Origin of the sequence: Dactylosporangium sp. NPDC000244, assembly GCF_040300725.1 — a bacterium.
Classification (GTDB): domain Bacteria; phylum Actinomycetota; class Actinomycetes; order Mycobacteriales; family Micromonosporaceae; genus Dactylosporangium.
In genome coordinates, this window is record NZ_JBEPEH010000015.1 from 134,369 (window position 1) to 156,284 (window position 21,916).

At 70.8% G+C, this 21,916-nt stretch carries 13 protein-coding genes; 9 read left to right on the plus strand and 4 right to left on the minus strand.

Annotation, left to right across the window (positions count from 1 at the left end):
- Window positions 1–121: 121 nt before the first annotated feature.
- A complete protein-coding gene (locus ABT369_RS22525; RefSeq protein WP_350614571.1) occupies window positions 122–940 on the minus strand; it encodes a GH25 family lysozyme in 819 nt (272 codons plus the stop codon).
- Between the two features lie 321 nt (window positions 941–1,261).
- On the opposite strand from ABT369_RS22525, the gene ABT369_RS22530 reads away from it, so the two are divergent.
- The 4 genes from ABT369_RS22530 to ABT369_RS22545 all read left to right on the plus strand — a co-directional run bounded on the left by ABT369_RS22530 (window position 1,262) and on the right by ABT369_RS22545 (window position 8,818).
- Window positions 1,262–3,400 carry a sigma-70 family RNA polymerase sigma factor gene (locus ABT369_RS22530; RefSeq protein WP_350614573.1) on the plus strand — a complete coding sequence of 713 codons (2,139 nt, stop codon included), beginning with the start codon at window positions 1,262–1,264 and terminating at the stop codon, window positions 3,398–3,400.
- Between the two features lie 123 nt (window positions 3,401–3,523).
- On the plus strand, window positions 3,524–5,005 hold the full coding sequence (locus tag ABT369_RS22535) for a pectinesterase family protein (RefSeq protein WP_350614574.1): 1,482 nt from the start codon (window positions 3,524–3,526) through the stop codon (window positions 5,003–5,005).
- Complete coding sequence (locus ABT369_RS22540) at window positions 5,002–6,480, plus strand: RICIN domain-containing protein (protein ID WP_350614576.1); 1,479 nt, start codon at window positions 5,002–5,004, stop codon at window positions 6,478–6,480. Before ABT369_RS22535 ends, ABT369_RS22540 begins: the two co-directional genes overlap by 4 nt.
- 10 nt (window positions 6,481–6,490) lie before the next feature.
- Window positions 6,491–8,818, plus strand: a complete 2,328-nt coding sequence (locus ABT369_RS22545; protein ID WP_350614765.1) for a rhamnogalacturonan lyase family protein — start codon at window positions 6,491–6,493, stop codon at window positions 8,816–8,818.
- A gap of 1 nt (window position 8,819) precedes the next feature.
- Here the strand turns inward: ABT369_RS22545 and ABT369_RS22550 are convergent, their stop codons facing one another.
- Entirely contained in the window at window positions 8,820–9,470 is a 651-nt protein-coding gene (locus ABT369_RS22550) for a LysR family transcriptional regulator substrate-binding protein (RefSeq protein ID WP_350614577.1), read from the minus strand.
- A gap of 23 nt (window positions 9,471–9,493) precedes the next feature.
- Between ABT369_RS22550 and ABT369_RS22555 the strand changes: the two genes are divergently transcribed.
- Window positions 9,494–9,859, plus strand: coding sequence for a DUF5997 family protein (locus tag ABT369_RS22555; protein WP_350614578.1), 366 nt, complete (start codon window positions 9,494–9,496; stop codon window positions 9,857–9,859).
- A 64-nt stretch (window positions 9,860–9,923) separates the two neighbouring features.
- Here the strand turns inward: ABT369_RS22555 and ABT369_RS22560 are convergent, their stop codons facing one another.
- Window positions 9,924–13,544 carry a LamG domain-containing protein gene (locus ABT369_RS22560; protein ID WP_350614580.1) on the minus strand — a complete coding sequence of 1,207 codons (3,621 nt, stop codon included), beginning with the start codon at window positions 13,542–13,544 and terminating at the stop codon, window positions 9,924–9,926.
- A 329-nt stretch (window positions 13,545–13,873) separates the two neighbouring features.
- On the opposite strand from ABT369_RS22560, the gene ABT369_RS22565 reads away from it, so the two are divergent.
- Together ABT369_RS22565 and ABT369_RS22570 are read left to right on the plus strand one after the other, a co-directional pair.
- The gene (locus ABT369_RS22565; RefSeq protein WP_350614582.1) at window positions 13,874–20,134 is read left to right on the plus strand and encodes an RHS repeat-associated core domain-containing protein; all 6,261 of its coding nucleotides are present in this window, start codon (window positions 13,874–13,876) and stop codon (window positions 20,132–20,134) included.
- Window positions 20,135–20,140: 6 nt separating this feature from the next.
- Window positions 20,141–20,635, plus strand: a complete 495-nt coding sequence (locus ABT369_RS22570; protein WP_350614584.1) for a hypothetical protein — start codon at window positions 20,141–20,143, stop codon at window positions 20,633–20,635.
- 19 nt (window positions 20,636–20,654) lie between these two features.
- Here ABT369_RS22570 and ABT369_RS22575 read toward each other — a convergent pair whose 3' ends face one another.
- The gene (locus tag ABT369_RS22575) at window positions 20,655–21,080 is read right to left on the minus strand and encodes an SRPBCC family protein (protein WP_350614586.1); all 426 of its coding nucleotides are present in this window, start codon (window positions 21,078–21,080) and stop codon (window positions 20,655–20,657) included.
- A 51-nt stretch (window positions 21,081–21,131) separates the two neighbouring features.
- Here ABT369_RS22575 and ABT369_RS22580 point away from each other — a divergent pair, with 51 nt between their 5' ends.
- Window positions 21,132–21,626 carry a MarR family winged helix-turn-helix transcriptional regulator gene (locus ABT369_RS22580; RefSeq protein WP_350614588.1) on the plus strand — a complete coding sequence of 165 codons (495 nt, stop codon included), beginning with the start codon at window positions 21,132–21,134 and terminating at the stop codon, window positions 21,624–21,626.
- Window positions 21,627–21,704: 78 nt separating this feature from the next.
- On the plus strand, window positions 21,705–21,884 hold the full coding sequence (locus tag ABT369_RS22585; RefSeq protein WP_350614590.1) for a hypothetical protein: 180 nt from the start codon (window positions 21,705–21,707) through the stop codon (window positions 21,882–21,884).
- The last annotated feature ends 32 nt before the right edge of the window (window positions 21,885–21,916 follow it).

Here is a 21,916-nt window from a genome sequence, read left to right on the forward strand (position 1 = left end):
ACAGGAAGTGCGCGCACCGAAAACGGTATGGCGCGGTTCGACGACGGGCGATGCAGCACGCTGGCCGGTCGTGGTACAGCAGGCGCTACCGACACCCCGTGCGAGTGACTGGTGCGAGAGACTAGGGCCAGGCGAGGGCGCGAAGGCCGGCCGGGCCGCCGTTGACCACGTCCCGGTCATGGCTGTGCGCCTGATCCGGGTTCCCCGGCGCGTACTGCCACAGCGCGAACGTCGTCCACCCGGCAGGCAGCTTCGGCGGCCCCTTGGTGTAGTTGGCGATGTCCAGCGGGTAGTCGCCGTAGGAGGTGTCGTTGCCCGTGCAGGGGTTCCACCAGTACGTGTTCGTGTAGATCATCGGCTTGCGGCCGATCTCGCGCTCGATGCGGCCGATGAACGCGGCGATCCAGGCCCGCATCTGCTCCGGGCTCAGGTCGTAGCAGGGGCCTGCCTTGACCCCCGCGTAGGGCCACTCGAGGTCCACGAACGGCACCAGGGTGCGGGCGTCGCGGGTGAACCGGGCGTGGCGCAGGAAGTGCTCGGCCTGCCCGACCGGGTCGCCCTTGTCCGGCCGCGCGTACACGTAGGCGCCCACGTACCGGCCCGCGGCCCGGGCGGCGACGTAGTCGGCGGCGAAGTGCGGGTTGACGTACGACAGGCCCTCGGTCGCCTTCACGTAGACGAACTGGCTGCCGGCCGCCACCTCGGTCGGCCAGTGCACCGTGAACTTCCGGTGGTCGTGGCTGGAGATGTCGATGCCGCCGATCGGGTAGCCGGCCGGGCGGCCCTGCTCGATCGCGGCCACGGCCGTCGGCGACGGCGGCTCCGGCGGCGGGCCGGGCACCGCCGGACCGGGCGGCGCGGAGCCCACGCCCCAGACGAACCCGGTGAGCACGAGGAGCGCGAACGCGACCGAGCGCCGCTCGTGCGGGGTTCGGGCCATACGGCGCAGACGGAGGCGTGTGACTCGCCAGGTCACTCTCCACCGCACCGCCACGAGATCCAGTGTGCCCCGAGTCCGCCGGCACGGCATGCGCACGACGGCCGTGCGGCCGGCGGCGGTCACCCTGCGTGGTCGGGGCAGTCCCCGCACCATGTAGATGCCGCGGCGATGAGAGCGATAACACGTTTTCCAGCAGCAATCTCGTTCAATGTTTCCGGCGCTTTACACGCCTGATGGGGTGTGCCAACATACGGCTCGGCCGGGGGTGCCGCGGTGGTGTGACCGCCGGCGCCGGTGGTCGCGGGCCGGAAGGGATCAGCGGTGACGCAGGGTGAGACCGTGCCGGTGCACGATTCGACCTCGCTCGTGCGGTCCGCGCAGGCCGGAGACGAGCGCGCCCTCGACGCGCTCATCGCCGGGCACCTGCCGCTCGTCTACAACGTGATCGGCCGGGCGCTGAACCGGCACGCCGACGTCGACGACCTCGTCCAGGAGACGATGATCCAGGTCGTGCGCGGGCTGCCGGGGCTGCGCGAGCCGGACCGGTTCCGCTCCTGGGTCGTGGCGATCGCCTACCGGCAGATCCAGATGCACCGCCGCGGCGCGACCCGGCGCCACCCGCCGGCGCGGGAGGTGCCGGAGGAACTCGCGGACCCGGGCGGCGACTTCGAGGAGCGCAGCCTCACCGGGCTCATGCTCGCCGGGCAGCGCCGCGAGCTGGCCGAGGCGACGCAGTGGCTCGACGACGACGATCGGCATCTGCTGGCCCTGTGGTGGCAGGAGGCGGCGGGGGAGCTGACCCGGACCGAGCTCGCGGCCGCGATGGGGGTGCGGCCCAACCACGCGGCCGTGCGGGTGCAGCGGATGCGGGCCCAGCTCGACGCCGCCCGCGGGCTCGTGCGGGCCCTGCACGCCACCCCCCGCTGCCCCGACCTGGCCGAGGTGCTCAAGCCGTGGGACAGCAGCACCGACGCGCTGTGGCGCAAGCGGCTCACCCGGCACGTGCGCGGCTGCCGGCGCTGCTCCGAGCTCGCCGCCGACCTGCTGGCGCCGGAGAAGCTGCTGCCGGGCATCGCCGCGCTGCCCCTGCCCGTCTTCGCGTTCGAGGGGTTCAAGGCCGCGGGGACGGCCGGCACCGGGGTGTTCGCGCACCTGCAGCACATCGTGCAGACCAAGGCCGCCGCCGTCGCCGCGGTCGTGGTGGTGGCCGGCGGCGGGCTCGCCTTCGCCGTCTACGAGACGCCGCTGTCCGGCGAGGACCGCCCGGGCGAGGTCGCCGCGCCGCCCGCGACCGGGGGAGCGGTCGCCCCCGACCCGCCGGGCTCGACCGCCTCCGCAGCGCCGGCCCCGCCCGGCCCGGCGAGCACCGCCGGCCTGGTCCGCGCCGAGTACTTCGTCGCCCCCGACGGCGACGACGGCGGCGACGGCGGCATCGAGCACCCGTTCGCCACGCTGACCAAGGCGGCATCCGTGGTCCGGCCCGGCCAGACGATCGCGCTGCGCGGCGGGACCTACCGGCCCACCTCGCCCATCGTGCTGGACACCAGCGGCGACGAGACGCATCGGATCACGCTCAGCTCGTACGGCGACGAGCACCCCGTCATCGACGCGAGCCGGATCCCGAAGGACAAGTGGGCGATCACCCAGCACGGCAGCTTCTGGACCGTGCAGGGGCTGGAGGTCAAGAACTCGGCCAGCCACGCCTACGTGTGCCTGTCGTGCAAGCAGAACCTGTTCGTGCGCCTGTCGTTGCACGACAACGTCGAGTCGGGGCTGACCCTGCGCGGCGAGGGCACGACGGGCAACCAGGTGCTCGACAGCGACTTCTTCAACAACCACGACCCGGCCGACCAGGGCCAGTCCGGCATCGGCATGGCCATCAAGTTCGGCTCCGGCGAGGACAACATCGTGCGCGGCAACCGCGCCTTCAACAACGCCGACGACGGCTTCGACTTCGGCGACTTCGCCAGCCCGATCGACATCCAGCACAACTGGGCCTACGGCAACGGCGTGAACCGCTGGGGCGTGGCCGGCTGGAAGAGCAACGGCAACGGGTTCACCTTCGGCGGCGGCAACCCGCCGGTCGCGGCGAGCCACAGCGTGCGCCACAACGCCGCCTGGGGCAACGTGCACAACGGCTTCGCCGACGGCGGGAACCCGGCGGAGCTGCGGCTGTCCAACAACACCGCCTACCGCAACGGCGCCACCGGCTTCGGCATGCCGACGACCCCGGCGACGCTGCGCTCCAACGTGTCGATCGGCAACGACGACTCCGTGTCGATGGGCTCGGGCGTGCACACGAGCCGCAACACCTGGGACGAGGGCACGTGGACCGCCGCGATGTTCCGCTCCACCGACGCGACCGCCGCGCAGGGCACCCGCCGCGCGGACGGCACCCTGCCGGCCACGGACTTCCTGACCACGGGCAACGGCATGGGCGCCTCCATGTCCGAGTCGTGAAACTTTCACCGTTGCATCAGCACTTTTGATATTTGTACCGGATTCGCGTTATCGACGGCTGGTCCCGCCATCTACGGGAGTGCGCCCCGCGCCTCAGTCCCACCCCCGTAGGAGAGGACGACCATGTCGCCACAACCCGTCGCCGGTGCCCGCCGGCGGCCAAGACCCCGAACCATCGCCGCGGTCGCCGTCACGGCCGCGGTCCCCGCCGCCGTCCTGGCCGCGACCGTCTGGCCGTCGGAGGCGGCCACCACGCCGGTCGCCGGTGGCGTCTACACGCTGGCCTCCGGGGCCAGCGGCAAGTGCGTCGACGTCGCGGGCGCCTCGACGGCGAGCAGCGCCCTGCTGGTCCAGCTGGCGTGCAACACCGCGGCGGCGGACATGCAGTGGAAGGCCGTCGCGCAGAACTCGGGCCAGTTCCAGCTCGTCAACGGCAACAGCGCCAAGTGCGTCGACGTGCCGAGCGCGAGCACCACGTCGGGCACGCAGCTGCAGCAGTACAGCTGCGGCGACAACACGAAGACGAACCAGCTGTGGACGTTCGCCGCCTCGAGCGCCGCGGCCGGGAAGTTCATCGTGAAGTCGGTCGCGACGGGGCTGTGCCTCAGCGACAAGGACGGCTCGACGGCGGGGAACAACCCGATCGTCGAGGAGACCTGCTCGGACATCGCCCGGATGCAGTGGTCGTTCAACTACGTCACCGGCGCGACCTCGGGCCCGACCACCGGCACGGGGACCAAGCCGACGGTGGCCGCCGACGGCTCGGGGACGTACAAGACGGTGCAGGCGGCGATCGACGCGGTGCCCGCGAACAACACCACGCGGCGGGTCATCACCATCAAGGCCGGCACGTACCGCGAGATCGTGACGATCCCCGAGAACAAGCCGTTCATCACGCTGCAGGGCCTCGGGTCCGGGCCGTCGAACACGGTCATCGTGAACAACCACAGCTCGGCCGGCGGCTACGGCACCTCGGGCAGCGCGACCGTGTTCATCAACGGCCACGACTTCAAGGCGACCAACCTGACGATGTCCAACGACTACGGCGAGGGCAGCCAGGCGGTCGCCGCGAGCCTGAACGCCGACCGGGCCGTCTACGACAACGTGCGGTTCCTCGGCAACCAGGACACGATGCTGGTCTACCACTACCGCTCGTACCTCGTGAACTCCTACGTCGAGGGCACCGTCGACTTCATCTTCGGCGGCGGCACCGCGGTGTTCAACAAGAGCACCATCTACGAGCGGCGCAGCACCGGCGGCCCGGTCACGGCCGCGAACACCGACGCCGGGCAGACCTACGGCCTGCTGTTCTACCAGTGCACCATCACCGGCGCGACCGCGAACGTCACGCAGCTCGGCCGGCCGTGGGGAGCCGCCGGGCAGGTGCTGTACCGCGAGTCGAGCCTCAGCAACACCATCAAGACCGCGCAGCCGTGGACCGACATGTCCGGCAACTCGTGGAAGAACGCGCGGTTCTTCGAGTACAGGAACACCGGCGCCGGAGCCGGGACCAACAGCAACCGCCCGCAGCTGAGTGACGCGCAGGCGGCGAACTACACCCCGCAGAAGTACCTCGCCGGAACGGACGGATGGAACCCGCTGTGAAGACAAGCAGGAAGCTCGCGATCGCCCTCGCGGCCGCCACGGTCCCGGTGACCGTGCTGACCGTCGCCGTCTGGCCCTCGCAGGCCGCGACCGCCCCGGTCGGCGGCGGCGTCTACACCCTCGCCGCCGGCGCCTCGGGCAAGTGCATCGACGTGACCGGCGCCTCCATGGACAACAGCGCGCCGCTGGTGCAGGTGGCGTGCAACACCGCCGCGGCGGACCAGCAGTGGAAGGCCGTCGCGCAGGCGAACGGCCAGTTCAACCTGAGCAACGTCGGCAGCGGCCGGTGCATCGACGTGCCGTCGTCGAGCACCACGTCGGGGACGCAGCTGCAGCAGTACGGCTGCGGCGACGGCACCAAGACCAACCAGCTGTGGACGTTCACCGCGTCCACCGCCGCGGCCGGGAAGTACCTCGTGAAGTCGGTCGCCACCGGGCTGTGCGTCAGCGACAAGGACGGCTCGACGGCCGGGAACAACCCGATCGTGGAGGAGACCTGCTCCGACATCGCGCGGATGCAGTGGAGCTTCAACTCCGTGACCGGGTCGACCTCCGCGCCGACGACCGGCTCCGGCGGCCGCACCTGGTCCGACACCGCGGACGGCTTCGCGAGCACCAACGGCGGGACGACGGGCGGCGCGGCCGGGAGCACGGTCACCGTCACCACCTACGCGGACCTGCTCAAGTACGCGACGTCCAGCTCGGCGTACACCGTGCGCGTGAACGCGACGATCACGGTGCCGCAGTACGGGTACGAGATCCCGGTGACGTCGAACAAGACCATCATCGGCGTCGGGAAGAACGGCCGGATCAAGAACGGCGGGTTCTTCCTCGGGGCCGGGGTCCACAACGTGATCATTCGGAACCTGACGATCGGGGACACGGCGGTGGCGTCGGACGACCCGGACGACAAGGACTTCGACTACGACGGCATCCAGATGGACACCGCCGACCACGTGTGGATCGACCACAACACGTTCACGAACATCAACGACGGGTACATCGACTCGCGCAAGGACACGTCGTTCGTGACCGTGTCGTGGAACCAGCTCGGCAACCACAACAAGGTCTTCGGCATCGGCTGGACCGACAACGTGACCGCCCGCATGACGATCCACCACAACTGGCTGCACGACAACAACCAGCGCAACCCCAGCGCCGACAACCTGGCCTACGCGCACCTCTACAACAACTACCTGGCCAACATCACCAGCTACGGCAACTACTCGCGCGGCTCGACGAAGATGGTGCTGGAGAACAGCTACTTCGACCACGTCAACAACCCGTACTACCCGGACAGCACCGCGCAGCTGAAGCAGTCCGGGTCCATCGTGGTCAACAGCACCGGGCGCAAGGACACGTCCGGCTCGGCGTTCGACCCGCACAGCTTCTACTCGTACACGCTGGACCCGGCGGCCGACGTGCCGACGCTGGTCAAGACGTACTCCGGCCCGCAGTCGAACATCGGGGTGTGACGTGAACCGGATGAGAGCGGCGGGGATCGCCGCCGCCGTGGCGGTGCCCGGCGTCGTGCTCGCGGTGTCGATCTGGCCGTCCGAGGCGGCCACGACGCCGGTGGGCAACGGGGTGTACACCCTGGCGTCCGGCGCGTCCGGCAAGTGCGTCGACGTCGTCGGGTCCTCGATGGACAACAGCGCGCTGCTGGTGCAGGTCGCCTGCGACGCCACCGCGACGCACATGCAGTGGAAGGCGGTCAGCCAGTCCTCGGGCTTCAACCTGGCCAACGGCAACAGCGGCCGGTGCATCGACGTGCCGTCGTCGAGCACCACGTCGGGGACGCAGCTGCAGCAGTACGGCTGCGGCGACGGCACCAAGACCAACCAGCTGTGGACGTTCACGGCCTCGTCGGCCGCGGCGGGCAAGTATCTGGTGAAGTCCGTGGCCACCGGGCTGTGCGTCAGCGACAAGGACGGCTCGACGGCGGGGAACAACCCGATCGTCGAGGAGACCTGCTCGGACATCGCCCGGATGCAGTGGTCGTTCAACTACGTGGCCGGCCCCACGACCGGCACGACCACCAGTCCGCCGCCGGCCGGATCGGGTCGGCAGGCCGAGAAGCTCAACCGCGGCCTCGTCAGCGTGCGCTCCGGCAGCGGCAACTACGTGTCCTGGCGGCTGCTGGGCACCGACCCGGCCGGGGTGGCGTTCAACCTGTACCGCGCCGGAACCAAGGTGAACGCGAGCCCGATCACGAACTCCACCAACTACTTCGACTCGGGCGCGGCCTCCGGCGCCGCGTACACCGTCCGGCCCGTGGTCGGCGGCGCCGAGCAGGGTGACTCCGAGGCGGCGTTCCAGGTGGGCGCCAACGGGTACTTCGACATCCCCATCTCGCCCCCGTCCGGCGGCACCACGCCCGACGGTGTGGCGTACACGTACACGGCCAACGACGCGTCCGTCGGCGACCTCGACGGCGACGGGCAGTACGAGGTCGTCCTCAAGTGGGACCCGACGAACTCGAAGGACAACTCGCAGTCCGGCTACACCGGCAACGTCTTCGTCGACGCCTACCGGCTCACCGGGCAGCGGCTGTGGCGCATCGACCTGGGCCGCAACATCCGGGCCGGCGCGCACTACACGCAGTTCCAGGTGTACGACTACGACGGCGACGGCAAGGCCGAGATCGCGATGAAGACGGCCGACGGCACCAAGGACGGGGCCGGCACGGTCATCGGCAGCTCCTCCGCCGACTACCGCAACTCGTCCGGCTACATCCTGTCCGGCCCCGAGTACCTCACGATGTTCAACGGCCAGACCGGCGCCGCGATGGCCACCGTCAACTACGACGTGCCGCGCGGGACGGTGTCGAGCTGGGGCGACTCGTACGGCAACCGCGTCGACCGGTTCCTGGCCGGCACCGCGTACCTCGACGGACAGCGGCCCAGCCTGATCGAGTCGCGCGGGTACTACACCCGCACCGTCATCACCGCGTGGGACTGGCGCGGCGGCAAGCTGACCGAGCGCTGGAAGTTCGACTCCAACAGCGCCGGCAGCCAGTACACCGACCAGGGCAACCACCAGCTGGCCATCGCCGACGTGGACGCCGACGGCAAGGACGAGATCGTCTTCGGCGCGATGGCGATCAACGACAACGGCTCCCCGCTGTGGAACACGGGCCAGGGCCACGGCGACGCCATGGACGTCGGCGACCTCGACCCGAGCCACGCGGGCCTCGAGGTGTTCAAGGTCGACGAGAACACCGGGTCGAAGGCCGGCTGGATGGCCGACGCGAAGACCGGCTCGCTGCTGTGGTCCTGGGCGAGCTGCGGCTGCGACAACGGCCGCGGCCGCTCCGACGACGTGTACGCCGGCAGCCCCGGCGCCGAGTCGTGGAGCACGTCGACGACGGGCATCTACAACACCAAGGGCGCCCAGATCAACACCCGGCGGCCGGGCGCGGTCAACTTCGTCGTCTGGTGGGACGCCGACCCGGTGCGGGAGCTGCTCGACGCCACGCACATCGACAAGTACACGCCGAGCGGCGACACCCGCCTGCTGACCGCGAGCGGCGTGCACTCCAACAACAGCACCAAGTCCACCCCGTCGCTGACCGCCGACCTGTTCGGCGACTGGCGCGAGGAGGTCATCTGGCCCACGTCCGACGACAAGGCGCTGCGCGTCTACGTGAGCACCGCGGTCACCGACCGGCGGCTGGTCACGCTGATGCACGACATCCAGTACCGCGAGGGCGTGGCGTGGCAGAACACGGCGTACAACCAGCCGCCGCACCCGAGCTTCTTCCTGGGCGACGGCATGAGCACGCCGGCCGCGCCGAAGATCTACACCCCGTGATTCACCGGGGCCGGCGAGCAGGCCTGCTCGCCGGCCCCTTCTTCTTCTGCGCTTTCTCGGCCGGCGCCTGCCCGCGCGAGCTGTTGGCGGTCCGCCCTCGCACGATGCCGATCATCTCTTCGACCAGCTCCGAATGCCCGTCGATCGGCCACGCCAGCGCGACGGAGGAGACCGGAGCATCCACGACCGGTTTGTACTTCACGTCTTTGCGGTGATACAGCCGCGCGAGCGACTGCGGCACGACCATCAGCCCCGCCTCGGCCGCGACCCACTCGACCGCCGTCTCCGTCGACTCGGGCCGCTCCACGCCCAGCGAGGGCGGCTCCCACGCCAGCACGTCGTCGAGCGGGTGCAGCAGCGGCTCGCCGAGCTCGGTCAGCTCGGCCACGCTCAGTTCGTCCGCGGCGTGCAGCACGTGGTCGCGGTGGGCCAGCACGACGCTCTGCTCCTGGTACAGCGGAATCGCATGCAGCACGTCCCGGTCCACGGGCAGTCGCAGCAGCGCGGCGTGCCCGGACTCGACCAGCCGCGCCGCGGCGTCGGCGGCCGCGACCGGCACGAGCTCGAGCGGCGTCTCCGGCCGGCGCTCCGCCCAGGTGTGCCGCCAGCGGTCGATGACGACGCCGGGGACCACGAGCAGGCGGAAGGTCATTGGCGTCACGCTACCCTTGCTCGGTGAGCAAGCCGAAGCAGACCCAGACGATGAAGCCCGCGACCGCCGCGCAGAAGCTCGACGTGTACCTGCCGGCGACCCCGCAGGAGTTCCAGGACCGCCTGGTGTCCCGCGACGAACTCGACGAGCTGCAGCGCAACCCGCCCGAGTGGCTGGTCGAGCTGCGCCGCGACGGGCCGCACCCGCGCAACGTGGTCGCGGCCCGGCTGCGGGTGTCCAACAGCGGCCTGGCCCGCGGCGGTGTGACCGAGGCGCTGACCACCGCCGAGATCGCCGAGCTCAACGCGAACCCGCCGGAGTGGCTGGTCCGCGAGCGCGAGTCGTACGCCGAGGTCAAGCGCGAGCAGCGCCGCCTCTCCGAGCGCTAGGACACCGCGCGCGGGCCCGCCACCTGGTCGTGGCGGGCCCGCGTCTGTGGGGGCGGAAGGCCGGTCAGCCCGTGTAGAGGGCCGCGATCTCCCGGTTGTTCAGCACGCCCTGGTAGACGTGGACCGCGTCGATCGTGCCGCCGAAGTAGGCGCTGGTGCCGGATCGATTGCCGATCACCAGGCTGCCGGTCGAGGGGGCGCCGACGGCGCCGTGGCCGACGGAGGCCTGCTTGACGCCGTTGACGTAGAGGCTCACGTCGCCGGTCGACGCATTGAAGACGCCGGCCAGGTGGACCCATTGGCCGGTGACCGCCGCGCTGGCCGAGTAGGACTCGACGTTGACGTAGCCGCCGGAGCCGTTGGGCTGGCGGACGGTGGCGCCCCACTTGCCTTCCCAGCCGCGGAAGAACAGGGAGAACGGGCCCTGGCTGAGGACCACCTGGTCGACGGTCGTGACCTGGTCCAGCTTGACCCAGGCCGCGAACGTGATGGACTGGTCGGTGCGCAGCACGGGGCGTTCGGTGCCGTTGTTCGTGGTGAGGTAGCCGGAGCTGCCGTTGAGCTGGACGCCGCCGTTGCCGTCGTGGGAGTCGGCGGTGAGCCAGGCCGGTGAGGTGGCCGGGTCGCCGGTCCAGGTCGGCATGAGCGTTGCGGTGCGGGCGAAGTAGGAGCCGTCGGGGGTGTCCGTGCAGTAGCACTCGCTGTCGGCGAACTGGTAGGCGGCCACCTCCATCGGGCGGGTCAGGCCGATCTGGGCCGGGACGCCCGTCGCCGCGTTGGCATCGGTGCCGTTGATGTCGTCGGTGACCAGGGCGCGGTTCCAGACCCGGGCGTCGGCGATCTCGGCGTGGACGAAGCCGCTGGACCAGTTGTCCCAGCGGTAGCGGCCCAGGACGACGGGGCCGGTCGCCTTCGGGGCGGCGTCGTGGGTCGCGATCCACGCCGGCCAGAGGTTGGTGGTGCCGACCAGGTTGCCGTCCATCCACATGTTGATCTTGTTTTCCGCGTCGTCGTACGCCCCGACCAGCAGCGTCCACTTGCCGGGCACGGCGGCGTTGGTGGGGGTCGAGACGTTGGCGTAGTTCGGTACCCCGACGTTCTGGTCGGCGACCTGGAAGCGGTACATCTTGGCCGCGCAGTCGAAGTTCAGGGTGAACGCGCTGACGTGGTTGTCGGCCGCCACGTTGCTGTAGTCCATCGACATGATGGTGTAGTTGTCGGACGTGCACCACAGCGGCGACTGCAGCTGGACCCACACCGCCACGCTGAACGACTTCGAGGTGTCCAGCGCCGGTACCAGCTGGGTGGCCGAGCTGTTCGTGCCGGTGAACGTGGCCGCGTCGGCGCCGACCCAGCGCGCGTTCGGCGTCCAGTTCACGCCGGTGGTGGTGAGCGACGAGCCGGAGACGCGGTCGGTGAAGCCGTGGCCGTCGATGTTGTCCAGCGGCCAGTGGGCCGCCGCGGCCGACGGCGCGCTGACCAGGATGAAGTAGCTCGTCGTCGGGCTCTGGTGGTCGTGGGCGTCGAGGCTGTACACCGTCAGCTTGTTGATGCCGTAGTGCGGCGGGGTCAGCATGATGGTCGGCGTCGCCGCCCCGGCCGCCACGCTCACGTAGTTCGTCGGCGCGTCCCAGCCGTACACGTACTTGACGACGTCCTGGCCGGCGGGCCCGGCCGGCTCGCTGAACACGAAGCCGCCCGCGATGCCGGGGCCGCCCCGGGCCGTGCAGGCGCCGATGGTGCCGGGGTCGCAGCCGGTGTACACGGGGGCCGTGCCCGAGGCCGTCGGGGTCACCACCGGCGCGGTCGGCGCCGTGGTGTCGACCGTGAAGACGCACCACGGCGACCACGGCGAGGCGTCGTGACCGTCGTTGGTCTGGACCCTGAACTGGTACTGCTTGCCTTCGGAGTTCGCGCCGAGGCTGACCGTGACGGCGCCGTTGTTGTTGGCCGGCTTGCTCGGTCCGGCGAGGGTGGTGACGGTGCCGGACGGCAGCTGCTGCCACTGGAACGTCGAGGACAGCGTGTCGGAGCCGTCGCCGTCGACGTACTGGGCCTGCAGCGCGGGCGTGGTGGTGCCGACGAAGCCGCCGCAGTTGATCTGTCCCTGGTGGGGCGAGAGGTTCGCGGGGGTGCCCGGGACGGTGTTGTAGGTGATGCTCATCGTCGTGTGGTAGTCGATCGTGAACTTCTTCCAGCGGTCGCCGGTCGACTCGTTGCCGCCGTTGGAGTCGCAGGCGCACAGGCCGACGGTGTAGGTGTCCCAGTTGCCGTTGGCGGCGCCCTGGACGTCGGCGCGCATGGTCTCGTTGCCGGGCCCGCCGAAGGTCATGATCATGTCGGGCTGGATCGTGCTGCAGCCGCCGGCCTTGTTCGCGTGGCCGTACGCGGTGGCGAGGAAGGGGACGCCGGAGCCGAGCGGGCGGGAGTTCCAGGCCATCCGGCCGCTGTTGCCGACGCTGATGCCACCGGCGCGGTAGAGGTTGGTCGCCGTGTCGTTGCAGGAGTAGGAGTGGTTCAGGTTGATGGAGAACGAGGCCTCGAGGACGTGCTTGCCCTTGTAGGTCTGCCCGCCGTAGGTGGTCGGGAACTCGATGAACCCGCGGTACAGCCGGCCGTCACCGCCGTACGCGGGCGGGTTGTAGCCGACCCGCATCTTGTCGTTCGGGCCGTAGTCGGCGTCGAGCGAGCGGCTGTACGCCCAGCGGGTGTCGACCGGGCCGATCTGCGGGTCGATGAAGAGCGGGAACGCCGCGGTGGAGCTGTGCAGCAGGGCCGGGTCGGGCCGCAGCACCATGCCGTGGCCGTCCGCCTCCGCGCTGAGCGCGATCGGCGCGGTGCGGGCCGTCTGGCCGGGGCCGTGCTCGGTGGAGATCAGCTCGTCCGGCGGCGCCTGTTTGAGCGCCCGGATCGACGCCGTGCTGGCCTGGGCCTCGCCGGCCGCGCCCGGGTTCACTGTGGAGTCCCACATGCTCGCCTCGGATGTGACCGCGATGGTGCGGCCCGCCTTGTCGGCGAAGGCCACCTTGCCGCCGGCGCCGGTGCGGGCCACGGCGTCGCCGCCGACCGCGAGCCGGATGCTCGCCAGGGCCGGGTTGGCCGCGGCCGCCGGGGTCTTCACGATCAGCACGTGGGTGAAGCCGGTGGCGGTGGCCGTGGCGCGCAGGTCGACGTCGGGCAGCACGTTGCGGTAGACCGCCGAGGCGCCGTCCACGACCGGCGTCGGCAGGACCACCGGCAGCGACAGTTGCAGTGTGGATCCCTTGCTGCGGTAGGTGACGAAGGTGCCGGTGCCGCCTGCGGCGAACACGACGTCGGTCAGCGTGGCGACCGGGGCCAGGGTTCCGTCGGCGCGCGCCCGCAGGCTCGGGTCGACCGCCGCCCACGACCCGTCCGCGCGGTGCACCCGCGCCGGCGCGGCGCTCGAGGTGAACGTCGAGGTGCCGTCGGGGTTGGCGAAGACCTGGGTGTACTCGCTGCGCCCGGCGAGGATCTCGACCTTGCCGCCGCAGGCCTTCGCCTGCGCGGCGGCGGCCCGCTCGTCGGACTGCCCGGACCCGCACGGCGGCGGCGCGGCCGCGGCCGGGGAAACGGGCGAACCGGCCGCGACCAGCAGTCCGGCCATCAACGCCAGGAGTGCGAATAAGCTCGTGCGGGTGTTGTGCCCGAGTTTGGACATGGTCATCTAGAGCCCCCGTTCGCTGAATGAAAACACGCCGAGCGTAGGGCAGGAAATCGGCGAGCAGCAATACCCGAACACGGCGGCAAATCGCACATGCGCGCGTTGGTGGCATTGGCGGCCACCTCCGTCCAATTCGGACATACGCGGCGTGAATCGCTTTCATTCAGCCGGATATGCGTGTCGGACGGCAAGTTCAGTGGGACTTCACGACGCTGTTGCGCCCAGCCGGAAAGGGCCTTACCGTGTGACGCGTGTCGATTCAGTGAAGATTTCCGAACGACACCTGCCGTCCATCCAAACTGCATATCGAAGCCACTTTACGGGGAGTGTGCATGTCTGGTCAGCGTGGCCGGGTGAGGGCGATCGCCCTGACCTCGGCCTTGTTCGTCATAGCCAGTCTTCAGGTCGTGGGAGCCGCGTCCGCCGCGCCGCCCGGACCGGAGACCCTCTCGGGTCAGCACGTGACCCCGATCCACGGTCAGCGGGTGGTCCCGCTGTCCCGTCCGAAGGACCTCAGCCAGGGCGCCGGCACGGCGAAGACCGCCTCGGTGGCGTGGCCGACCGGCGCGGGTGAGGCCGCGGTCCCGGCCCCGGCAAGGGCCCTGGAGTTGCAGACGTCGAAGACGGTCAGCCGCAACCGCGCGGGCGCGCTTCCCGTCTGGGTCGCCGCCCCGGCCACGGCCAAGTCGCCCCACGCCACCCGGGTCAAAGTGGCCATGCGTGACCGTGCGGCGGTCCCCGCGGCCCTGCGCGACGGCCTCGTCTTCGACGTGGCCCGCTCCGACGGCCAGTCGGCGCCCGGCGCCGCCGCGATCGCGGTGGACTACAGCGGCTTCGCGAAGGCCTACGGCGGCGACTGGGCCTCGCGGCTGCGCCTGGTCGAGCTGCCGGCCTGCGCCCTGACCACGCCCGGCGAGGCCGCCTGCGCGCCGGTGCCGGTCGCCTCCCGCAACGATCCGGCCCAGCAGCAGGTCACCGCCGACCTGACCGTGCGCGGCACGTCGACGCTGATGGCGCTGACGGCCGGCGCCTCGGGCAGCACGGGCGACTTCACCGAGACGTCGCTGCAGGCCTCGTCGACCTGGACCGGAGGCGGCAACTCGGGCGCGTTCTCCTGGAACTACCCCATCGCGGTCCCGCCCTCGCTGGGCGGCCCGGCGCCGCAGGTGTCGCTGGCCTACTCTTCGGCGATGGTCGACGGGCGCAGCGAGACGTCGAACAACCAGCCGTCGTGGGTCGGCGAGGGCTTCGACTGGTGGCCCGGGTTCATCGAGCGGCAGTACAAGCCGTGCTCGAACGACAAGGGCGGCCCCGGCGCCAACAACGCCACCGACACCGGTGACCAGTGCTGGGGCACCGACAACGCCACCCTCTCGCTGAACAACACGTCAGGCGAGCTCATCAAGGACGACGCCTCGGGGGTCTGGCACCTCCAGGACGACGACAACACCACCGTGCAGCGCCTGACCGACACGGTCAACGGCGACAACGACAACGAGTACTGGAAGGTCACCACCGCCGACGGCACGCAGTACTTCTACGGCCTGAACCGGCTGCCCGGATACACGGGCACCGCGCCGGCGAACAAGACCACCAGCTCGACGTGGACGGTGCCGGTCGCCGGCAACAACAACGACGAGCCGTGCCACGCCGCCTCGTACACCGCCTCGTTCTGCAACCAGGCCTGGCGCTGGAACCTCGACTACGTCGTGGACCTGCACGGCAACACGATGTCGCTGTTCTACGGCACCGAGACCAACCGCTACGGCCGCAACAACTCCGCCTCCGACGCGCAGGCGTACGTGCGCGGCGGGTGGCTGGACCACATCGACTACGGCACTGATCGGCGCTCCGGCACGGACACGGAGAACACGGCCACGGCCGCACCCATGCGGGTCGCGTTCAGCGCCCAGGACCGCTGCCTGTCCGCATGCGGCACCCACGACGCCGCGCACTGGCCGGACACGCCCTGGGACCAGGACTGCGCCGCGGCACCGTGCACGGACAAGCTTTCGCCGACCTTCTGGACCACCAAGCGGCTCGCGTCGGTGACGACGCAGGTGTGGAACGGCACGGCGTACAAGGACGTCGACCTGTGGACGCTGACGCACAACTTCCCCGACCCCGGTGACGGGACCCGGGCGGGGCTGTGGCTCGAGTCGGTGGTGCGCACCGGCAAGGCGACCGGTCCCGCCGTCATCGGCGCGGCGGTCACGCTGCCCGAGGTGAACTTCGACTGGGTGCAGATGCCCAACCGGGTCGACACCGTCACCGACGGCAAGCTTCCGATGAACTGGATGCGGATGTCGACCATCTGGACCGACACCGGCGGCAAGATCGACGTCCGCTACACCGGCCCGGACTGCGTCGCCGGCAGCCACATGCCCGCCTCGCCGCAGGCCAACACGCTGCGCTGCTACCCGGTCCTCGAGCAGTGGAACACCACGACCAAGACGGAGTACTTCCACAAGTACCTCGTCAGCTCCGTCACCACCGCCGACCGGACCGGCAGCGGCCCCGACGTCGTGACCTCGTACGAGTACGTGGGCTCCCCGGCGTGGCGGCACACCGACGACGACGGCATCACCAAGGCCAACCTGCGCACGTGGTCGGACTACCGCGGCTACTCGCAGGTCAACACCCGCGTCGGCGACCCGGGCTCCGGCAGCGAGACGCTCACCGAGGAGACGTACTTCCGCGGGATGCACGGTGACCTGAACGGCGCCGGCGGCACCCGCACCGTCACCCTCGCCGCGGTCGACGGCAACGGCGACGGGGACACGGCCGACACCGCCGACGCCCCGGCCGTCAACGACGAGAACGCCTACGCCGGTACGACGCGCACGTCGACGGTGTTCAACGGCATCGAGTCGGCGCCGGTGTCGCGGACCGTCGACGAGCCGTGGCAGTCGGCGCCGACCGCGACCCGCAACATGGGCGACACCACCGTCTACGCCCGCCACACCGGCACGAAGACGAGCTGGGGCGGCACCAAGCTGGCCGCCGGCGGCTGGCGGGTCACCCGGACGGACACCACCTTCGACGCCTACGGCATGGCGTCCCAGGCCGACGACCAGGGCGACGTCGCGGTCACCGGCGACGAGGCGTGCGAGCGGACCACCTACAACCGCAACACGGGCGTCAACCTGCTGAACCCGGTCGGCCGGATCGAGACCTACGCGCTGCGGTGCTCGGCCGGCCCGGCGAGTGCCGCCGACGTCATCTCCGACAGCCGGACCAGCTTCGACGGGCTCGCCTACGGGGCCACGCCCACCAAGGGCGACGCCACCGCGGCCGAGTCGGCCAAGGACTGGGCCGCGCCCGGCGGCTCGGTGTGGCAGACCCAGTCGACCAGCGTGTACGACGACTACGGCCGGGTCAAGGACGCCGTCGACATCCGCGGCACCCATACGCTCACCGCATACACCCCGGCCGCCGGCGGGCCGGTCACGAAGATCGAGACCACGACGCCGTTCGGGCTGAAGACGGCCGTCATCGAGCCGGCGTGGGGCCGGCAGACCGCGGTCGTCGACGAGAACAGCAAGCGGAGCGAGGCGACGTACGACGCGCTCGGCCGCACCCGGGAGGTGTGGCGGGCCAACCGGCCGAAGGCCTCGAACCCGGGCTCGCCCAGCGTCACCTACACCTACACCCTGCGCAGCACCGGGGGCGTCAACGCGGTCACCACGGCCTCGCTCAATGCGGGCACGGGTACCGACCCGCACTACACCACCACCTACGCGCTGTACGACGGCCTGCTGCGAGCCCGGCAGACCCAGGTCATGTCTATGGCCAACGGCACCGTCGGGACGGTGTTCACCGAGACGAAGTACGACGACAAGGGCCAGAAGGCCAGCGAGTCGAAGCACTACGACAACGCCGTCCAGCCCGGCACGGACCTGTACACGATCGCCGACTGGGCGCCGAAGCAGCAGACCGTGAGCGTCTACGACCGGGCCGGCCGCGTGACCGCGTCCGTGGCCAGATCCAGCGGCACGGAGCTGTACCGCACCACGACCACCTACGGCGGCGACCGCACCAGCGTCGTCCCGCCGGCGGGCGGTACCGCCACCACGACCGTGACCGACGGGCTCGGGCGGACGGTGGAGCTGCGGCAGTACCACAACCCGGCCGACGTCGGCTCCAACACCCGCAGCACCTACGACCTGACGCAGTACCACTTCGACCGCAAGAGCCACCAGGACTCCGTCACGGACAACGCCGGCAACGCCTGGACCTTCGCCTTCGACCTGCTGGGCCGGCAGACCGGCAGTCACGACCCGGACAAGGGCGACAGCACGACGACCTTCAACACCTACGGCGACCCGGTCACCAGCACGGACGCCCGCGGAACCGTCGCCTACGAATACGACACCCTCGGCCGTAAGACCGGCCAGTACACCGGGTCGGTCGCCCCGGCCAACAAGCTCGCCACGTGGGCCTACGACGCGCCCGGGTTCAAGGGCTACCTCACCTCGTCCAGCCGCTGGCTCAGCACGGGCGAGGAGTACAAGGTCAAGGTCCGCTCGTACACGCCGCTGTACCAGTCCACCGGTGAGGACTATGTGGTCCCGCCGTCGCTGACCGGCCAGCCCACCGACACGACGTACACCGTGAGCCGCACGTTCAGGGCCGACGGCTCCCCGGCCACCGTCACCTACCCCGCGGGCGGCGGCCTCGGCGGTGAGACCATCACCACCACCTACGACGCCACCACCGGCCTGCCCGAGCAGCTGCAGACCAACAACGGTCAGGGCACGTACGTCACGAACACCGACTTCACCGAGTACGGCGAGGCGTCCTTCGTGGAGTACAAGCAGACCGCCGGCAACTTCGTGCAGCGCTCCTTCACCTACTACGACGAGACTCGCCGGCTCAAGGACGCCGTCACCATCCGGCAGATCACCCCGCAGGCCGTCGACAGCACCCACTACGACTACGACAAGGTCGGCGGCATCACCGGGATCACCTCCGGCGCCGACAAGCAGTGCTTCGAGTACGACTACGCCCAGCGCCTGACCGAGGCGTGGACGCCGTCGAGCGGGGACTGCCAGCAGACCCGGTCGGCCACGGCGCTCGCCGGCCCCGCGCCGTACTGGCAGTCGTGGACGTTCGACAGCGCCGGCGACCGTAAGAAGGAGACGGTGCACACCGCTGCCGCGACGACGAACACCGACTACACCTACCCGGCCGCCGGCGGGGCCCGGCCGCACGCGGTCAGCACGGTCACGACCGGGTCGGTCACGCAGAACTACCAGTACGACGCCACCGGCAACGCCACCTGCCGCCCGGCCGGCACCGGCGCCAGCACCTGCGGCGGCACCGGCAGCCAGGCGCTGACCTGGGACGCCGAGGGCCACCTCGCCACCGCGACCGACAGCTCCGGCGTGAGCCGGTACGTCTACGGGGCCGACGGGACCCGTCTCGTCGCGGAGGACCCGGCGAACGTGACGCTCTACCTGCCCGGCATGGAGCTCAAGCGGGCCAAGTCGAACGGCACGGTCACCGCCACCCGGTACTACTCCTGGGCCGGTCAGGTCGTGGCCATGATGACCACCGGGGGCGCCGTCACCTGGCTGATCGGCGACCATCAGAACACGCAGAACATCGCCGTCGCCGCCGGCAGCCAGGCGATCAGCATCCGGCGGCAGAACCCCTACGGCGCGCCCCGCGGCGGCTCGCCCGCCTGGCCGACCGCCAAGGGTTTCGTCGGCGGCGACCGCGACGCCACCGGCCTGACCCACGTCGGCGCCCGTGAGTACGATCCCGCGATCGGCCGGTTCCTCTCGGTCGACCCGGTCTTCGCCCCGGCCGACCCGGCGAGCACGAACGGTTACGCCTACGCCAACAACTCGCCGGTCACCATGTCCGACCCGTCCGGTCAGCGGCCGGACTGCGACGGCGACTGCCTCCAAGAGTGGGCGGCGGTGCAGACGGAGGAGGGCCGCAAGCGCAAGGACGAAGAGGACCGGATCGACAACGACATCACCGCGCACTGCGACGCCGCCTGCGCCAAGCGCCGCTTGAAGAAGGCCCGGGCCCAGGCCAACGCCCACCTCGGCCCGCCACCGCTGCAGGAGAAAATCCTCGCGACCGGCGGCGAGCAGCAGTTCGCCCTCGACGATGTCCCGCTGTCGATGGTGTTCGGTGACCCCTACGTCGCCAAGGACTACGACACGAAGACGACTGTCTCCGTGACCAACGAGTGGGCCGAGGGGATGGGCGGCGTGCAAGTGGTGTCCGCCGAGGGAGAGGTCACCGACGGGGTGGCCACGGCCAAGGTCGGGACCAGCTACGAAGCCTCCTGGGACTATACCTTCACCGTGTCGAAGACCATCCAGACCGAGGTCGGCGAGTCGTTCCACACCAACCCGGGCGAGCGGTACGTCGTCGTGCCGATCGTCTCGGTGAAGTGGGAAAGGGTCGAGTACTCCGGCCATCGGTCCGACGGCAGTACCGTCGACTACACCGCGATACGAATGAAGGTGACGTACCTTGGCTCCGAGATGCGGCCCGTCTCGATGGGCACGATCCCCTCGGGCGGCAAGAGCGCAGCCGATGTCGGAAAGTCCGTCCTCGGCCACATCAAGTAGGACGTCATGCCGCGGTCGTTGGTGACAACGGCGCTGGTAGGTCTGGTGGCGCTCGTCGGGACGGTGGCTTGCACCGGCCCGGCGAGCCCCGCCGCCCCGGCGCCCGGACCGGCGTCGGCGCCGGCCACCACCACCGCGCCCGACCTGTCGACCAGCTTTCCCTACGCCGGTCGGCCGGTGGGCCGGTGGAGCTCGGCGGAGCACACCGCGGCCCACGCCGAGGTCGCCATTCCCGGCGACCGGTACATCAAGGTCCGGGCCCGCTGCTCGGGCTCCGGCCGGCTCACCCTGCACATCCGCGGCAAGTCCTTCGACCATGTGGGCGCGGTCGACTGCGACGGCGGCTGGCAGTACATGCCGATGGTGTTCCCGCCCGCCCAGGAGCCGATCGATCCCGGCCCCTTCCCCATGCTCATCGACCGGGCGGACACCATCACGTCGTGGGACGTGGAGGCGCTCGCGCTGAACATCTCCAACCCGGTCACGCCGCGCGCGTCGTGACGCGTCGCCGGTAGCGCCGCTACCGGGCGGTCAGCACGGTCCGGAGCCGGTCCGCGTCGCCGGCGAGGTTGCGGCGCAGCAGCGGCGCGGCCAGGCGCTGCAGGCCGTGCAGGGTCACGTGCAGCTCCAGGCGCACGGTCGCGCCGGCGCCGGCCGGGGTCACCGTGCGGGAGCCGTGGGCGTCGGCGCCCTGCGTCGTGCGCCAGGCGAAGTGCCGGCCGGGGTCGACCGCGGTCACCACGCCGAGGTTGTGGTAGCCGCTGCCGGCCAGGCGCATCAGCTCGTCGGTGACCGTCCCCTCGCGGGCCGGCCCCGGTGGCGTCGGCACCATCCGGGTGACGCCGCGGCGCCAGGCGGGGTCGTTGGCGTAGTCGGCCACGTACGCCCACACGTCTTCGGCGGGCCGCTCGATGTATGTCTGCGCGCTCAGCGCGTAAGTAGTCATGCCTCGAATAATAAGGCGTCGAACTATCTTGCCTCGAATAGTATTGTCGGCATGACGACGCCGCCGGACGACGTGGACCGGATCATCGAGCAGTGGCGCCGCGAGCGGCCGGACCTGGACCTGGACGCCATGGCCACCTTCGGGCGCCTCGGCCGGCTGTTCGGGCGGCTGGGCCGGGCTGTGGACGCCACGTTCGCCGCGCACGGGCTGCAGCGGGGCGAGTACGACGTGCTGGCGGCGCTGCGCCGGGCCGGGGAGCCGTACGAGCTGATCCCCTCGGCGCTGGCCGACACCCTGATGCTGTCGCGCGCCGGGATGACCAACCGCCTCGACCGGCTCGAGGAGGCCGGGCTGGTCGAGCGCCGGGCCAACCGCGACGACCGCCGCAGCCTGCGGGTCGCCCTGACCCCGGAGGGCCTGCGCCTGGTCGACGCGGTGACCACGGAGCACGTGGCGAACGAGTCGCGGCTGCTGTCGGCCCTGAGCGCGGGGGAGCGCGCCGCGCTCGACGCCATCGCCCGCAAGCTCCTGCGGAGCCTGGACTGAGCCTGCTCCGCGGCCTGGATTACGCTCGGGGCAGCGGCCGGGACTGGCGAGGGTGGGGCACCACCGGGGACCGGGCGCGTGAGCCTCGCCTCGGACGGCGCCCTGCCCTTCGCCGACAACATCACGGAAGCGGCCCGCTACGGCGTGACGGCGATCGCCGAGCCGGGCGGCGCCGCCCGTTCCGCGGAGATCGCGGAGTTCGCCGCCCGCCACGGCATCACCCTGACCCACACCGGCCTGCGCCTCTTCCGCCACTAGGCTCGTGTCCGTCGGCGGGGACCGCGGGCGGG

Excerpts from the sequence above, each read along its gene's own strand:
- ABT369_RS22570 (WP_350614584.1), top strand. The coding sequence starts at position 20,141 with ATGCCGCGGTCGTTGGTGACAACGGCGCTGGTAGGTCTGGTGGCGCTC.
- ABT369_RS22525 (WP_350614571.1), bottom strand. The coding sequence starts at position 940 with ATGGCCCGAACCCCGCACGAGCGGCGCTCGGTCGCGTTCGCGCTCCTC.
- ABT369_RS22545 (WP_350614765.1), top strand. The coding sequence starts at position 6,491 with ATGAGAGCGGCGGGGATCGCCGCCGCCGTGGCGGTGCCCGGCGTCGTG.
- ABT369_RS22580 (WP_350614588.1), top strand. The coding sequence starts at position 21,132 with ATGACGACGCCGCCGGACGACGTGGACCGGATCATCGAGCAGTGGCGC.
- ABT369_RS22575 (WP_350614586.1), bottom strand. The coding sequence starts at position 21,080 with ATGACTACTTACGCGCTGAGCGCGCAGACATACATCGAGCGGCCCGCC.
- ABT369_RS22535 (WP_350614574.1), top strand. The coding sequence starts at position 3,524 with ATGTCGCCACAACCCGTCGCCGGTGCCCGCCGGCGGCCAAGACCCCGA.
- ABT369_RS22560 (WP_350614580.1), bottom strand. The coding sequence starts at position 13,544 with ATGACCATGTCCAAACTCGGGCACAACACCCGCACGAGCTTATTCGCA.
- ABT369_RS22550 (WP_350614577.1), bottom strand. The coding sequence starts at position 9,470 with ATGACCTTCCGCCTGCTCGTGGTCCCCGGCGTCGTCATCGACCGCTGG.
- ABT369_RS22565 (WP_350614582.1), top strand. The coding sequence starts at position 13,874 with ATGTCTGGTCAGCGTGGCCGGGTGAGGGCGATCGCCCTGACCTCGGCC.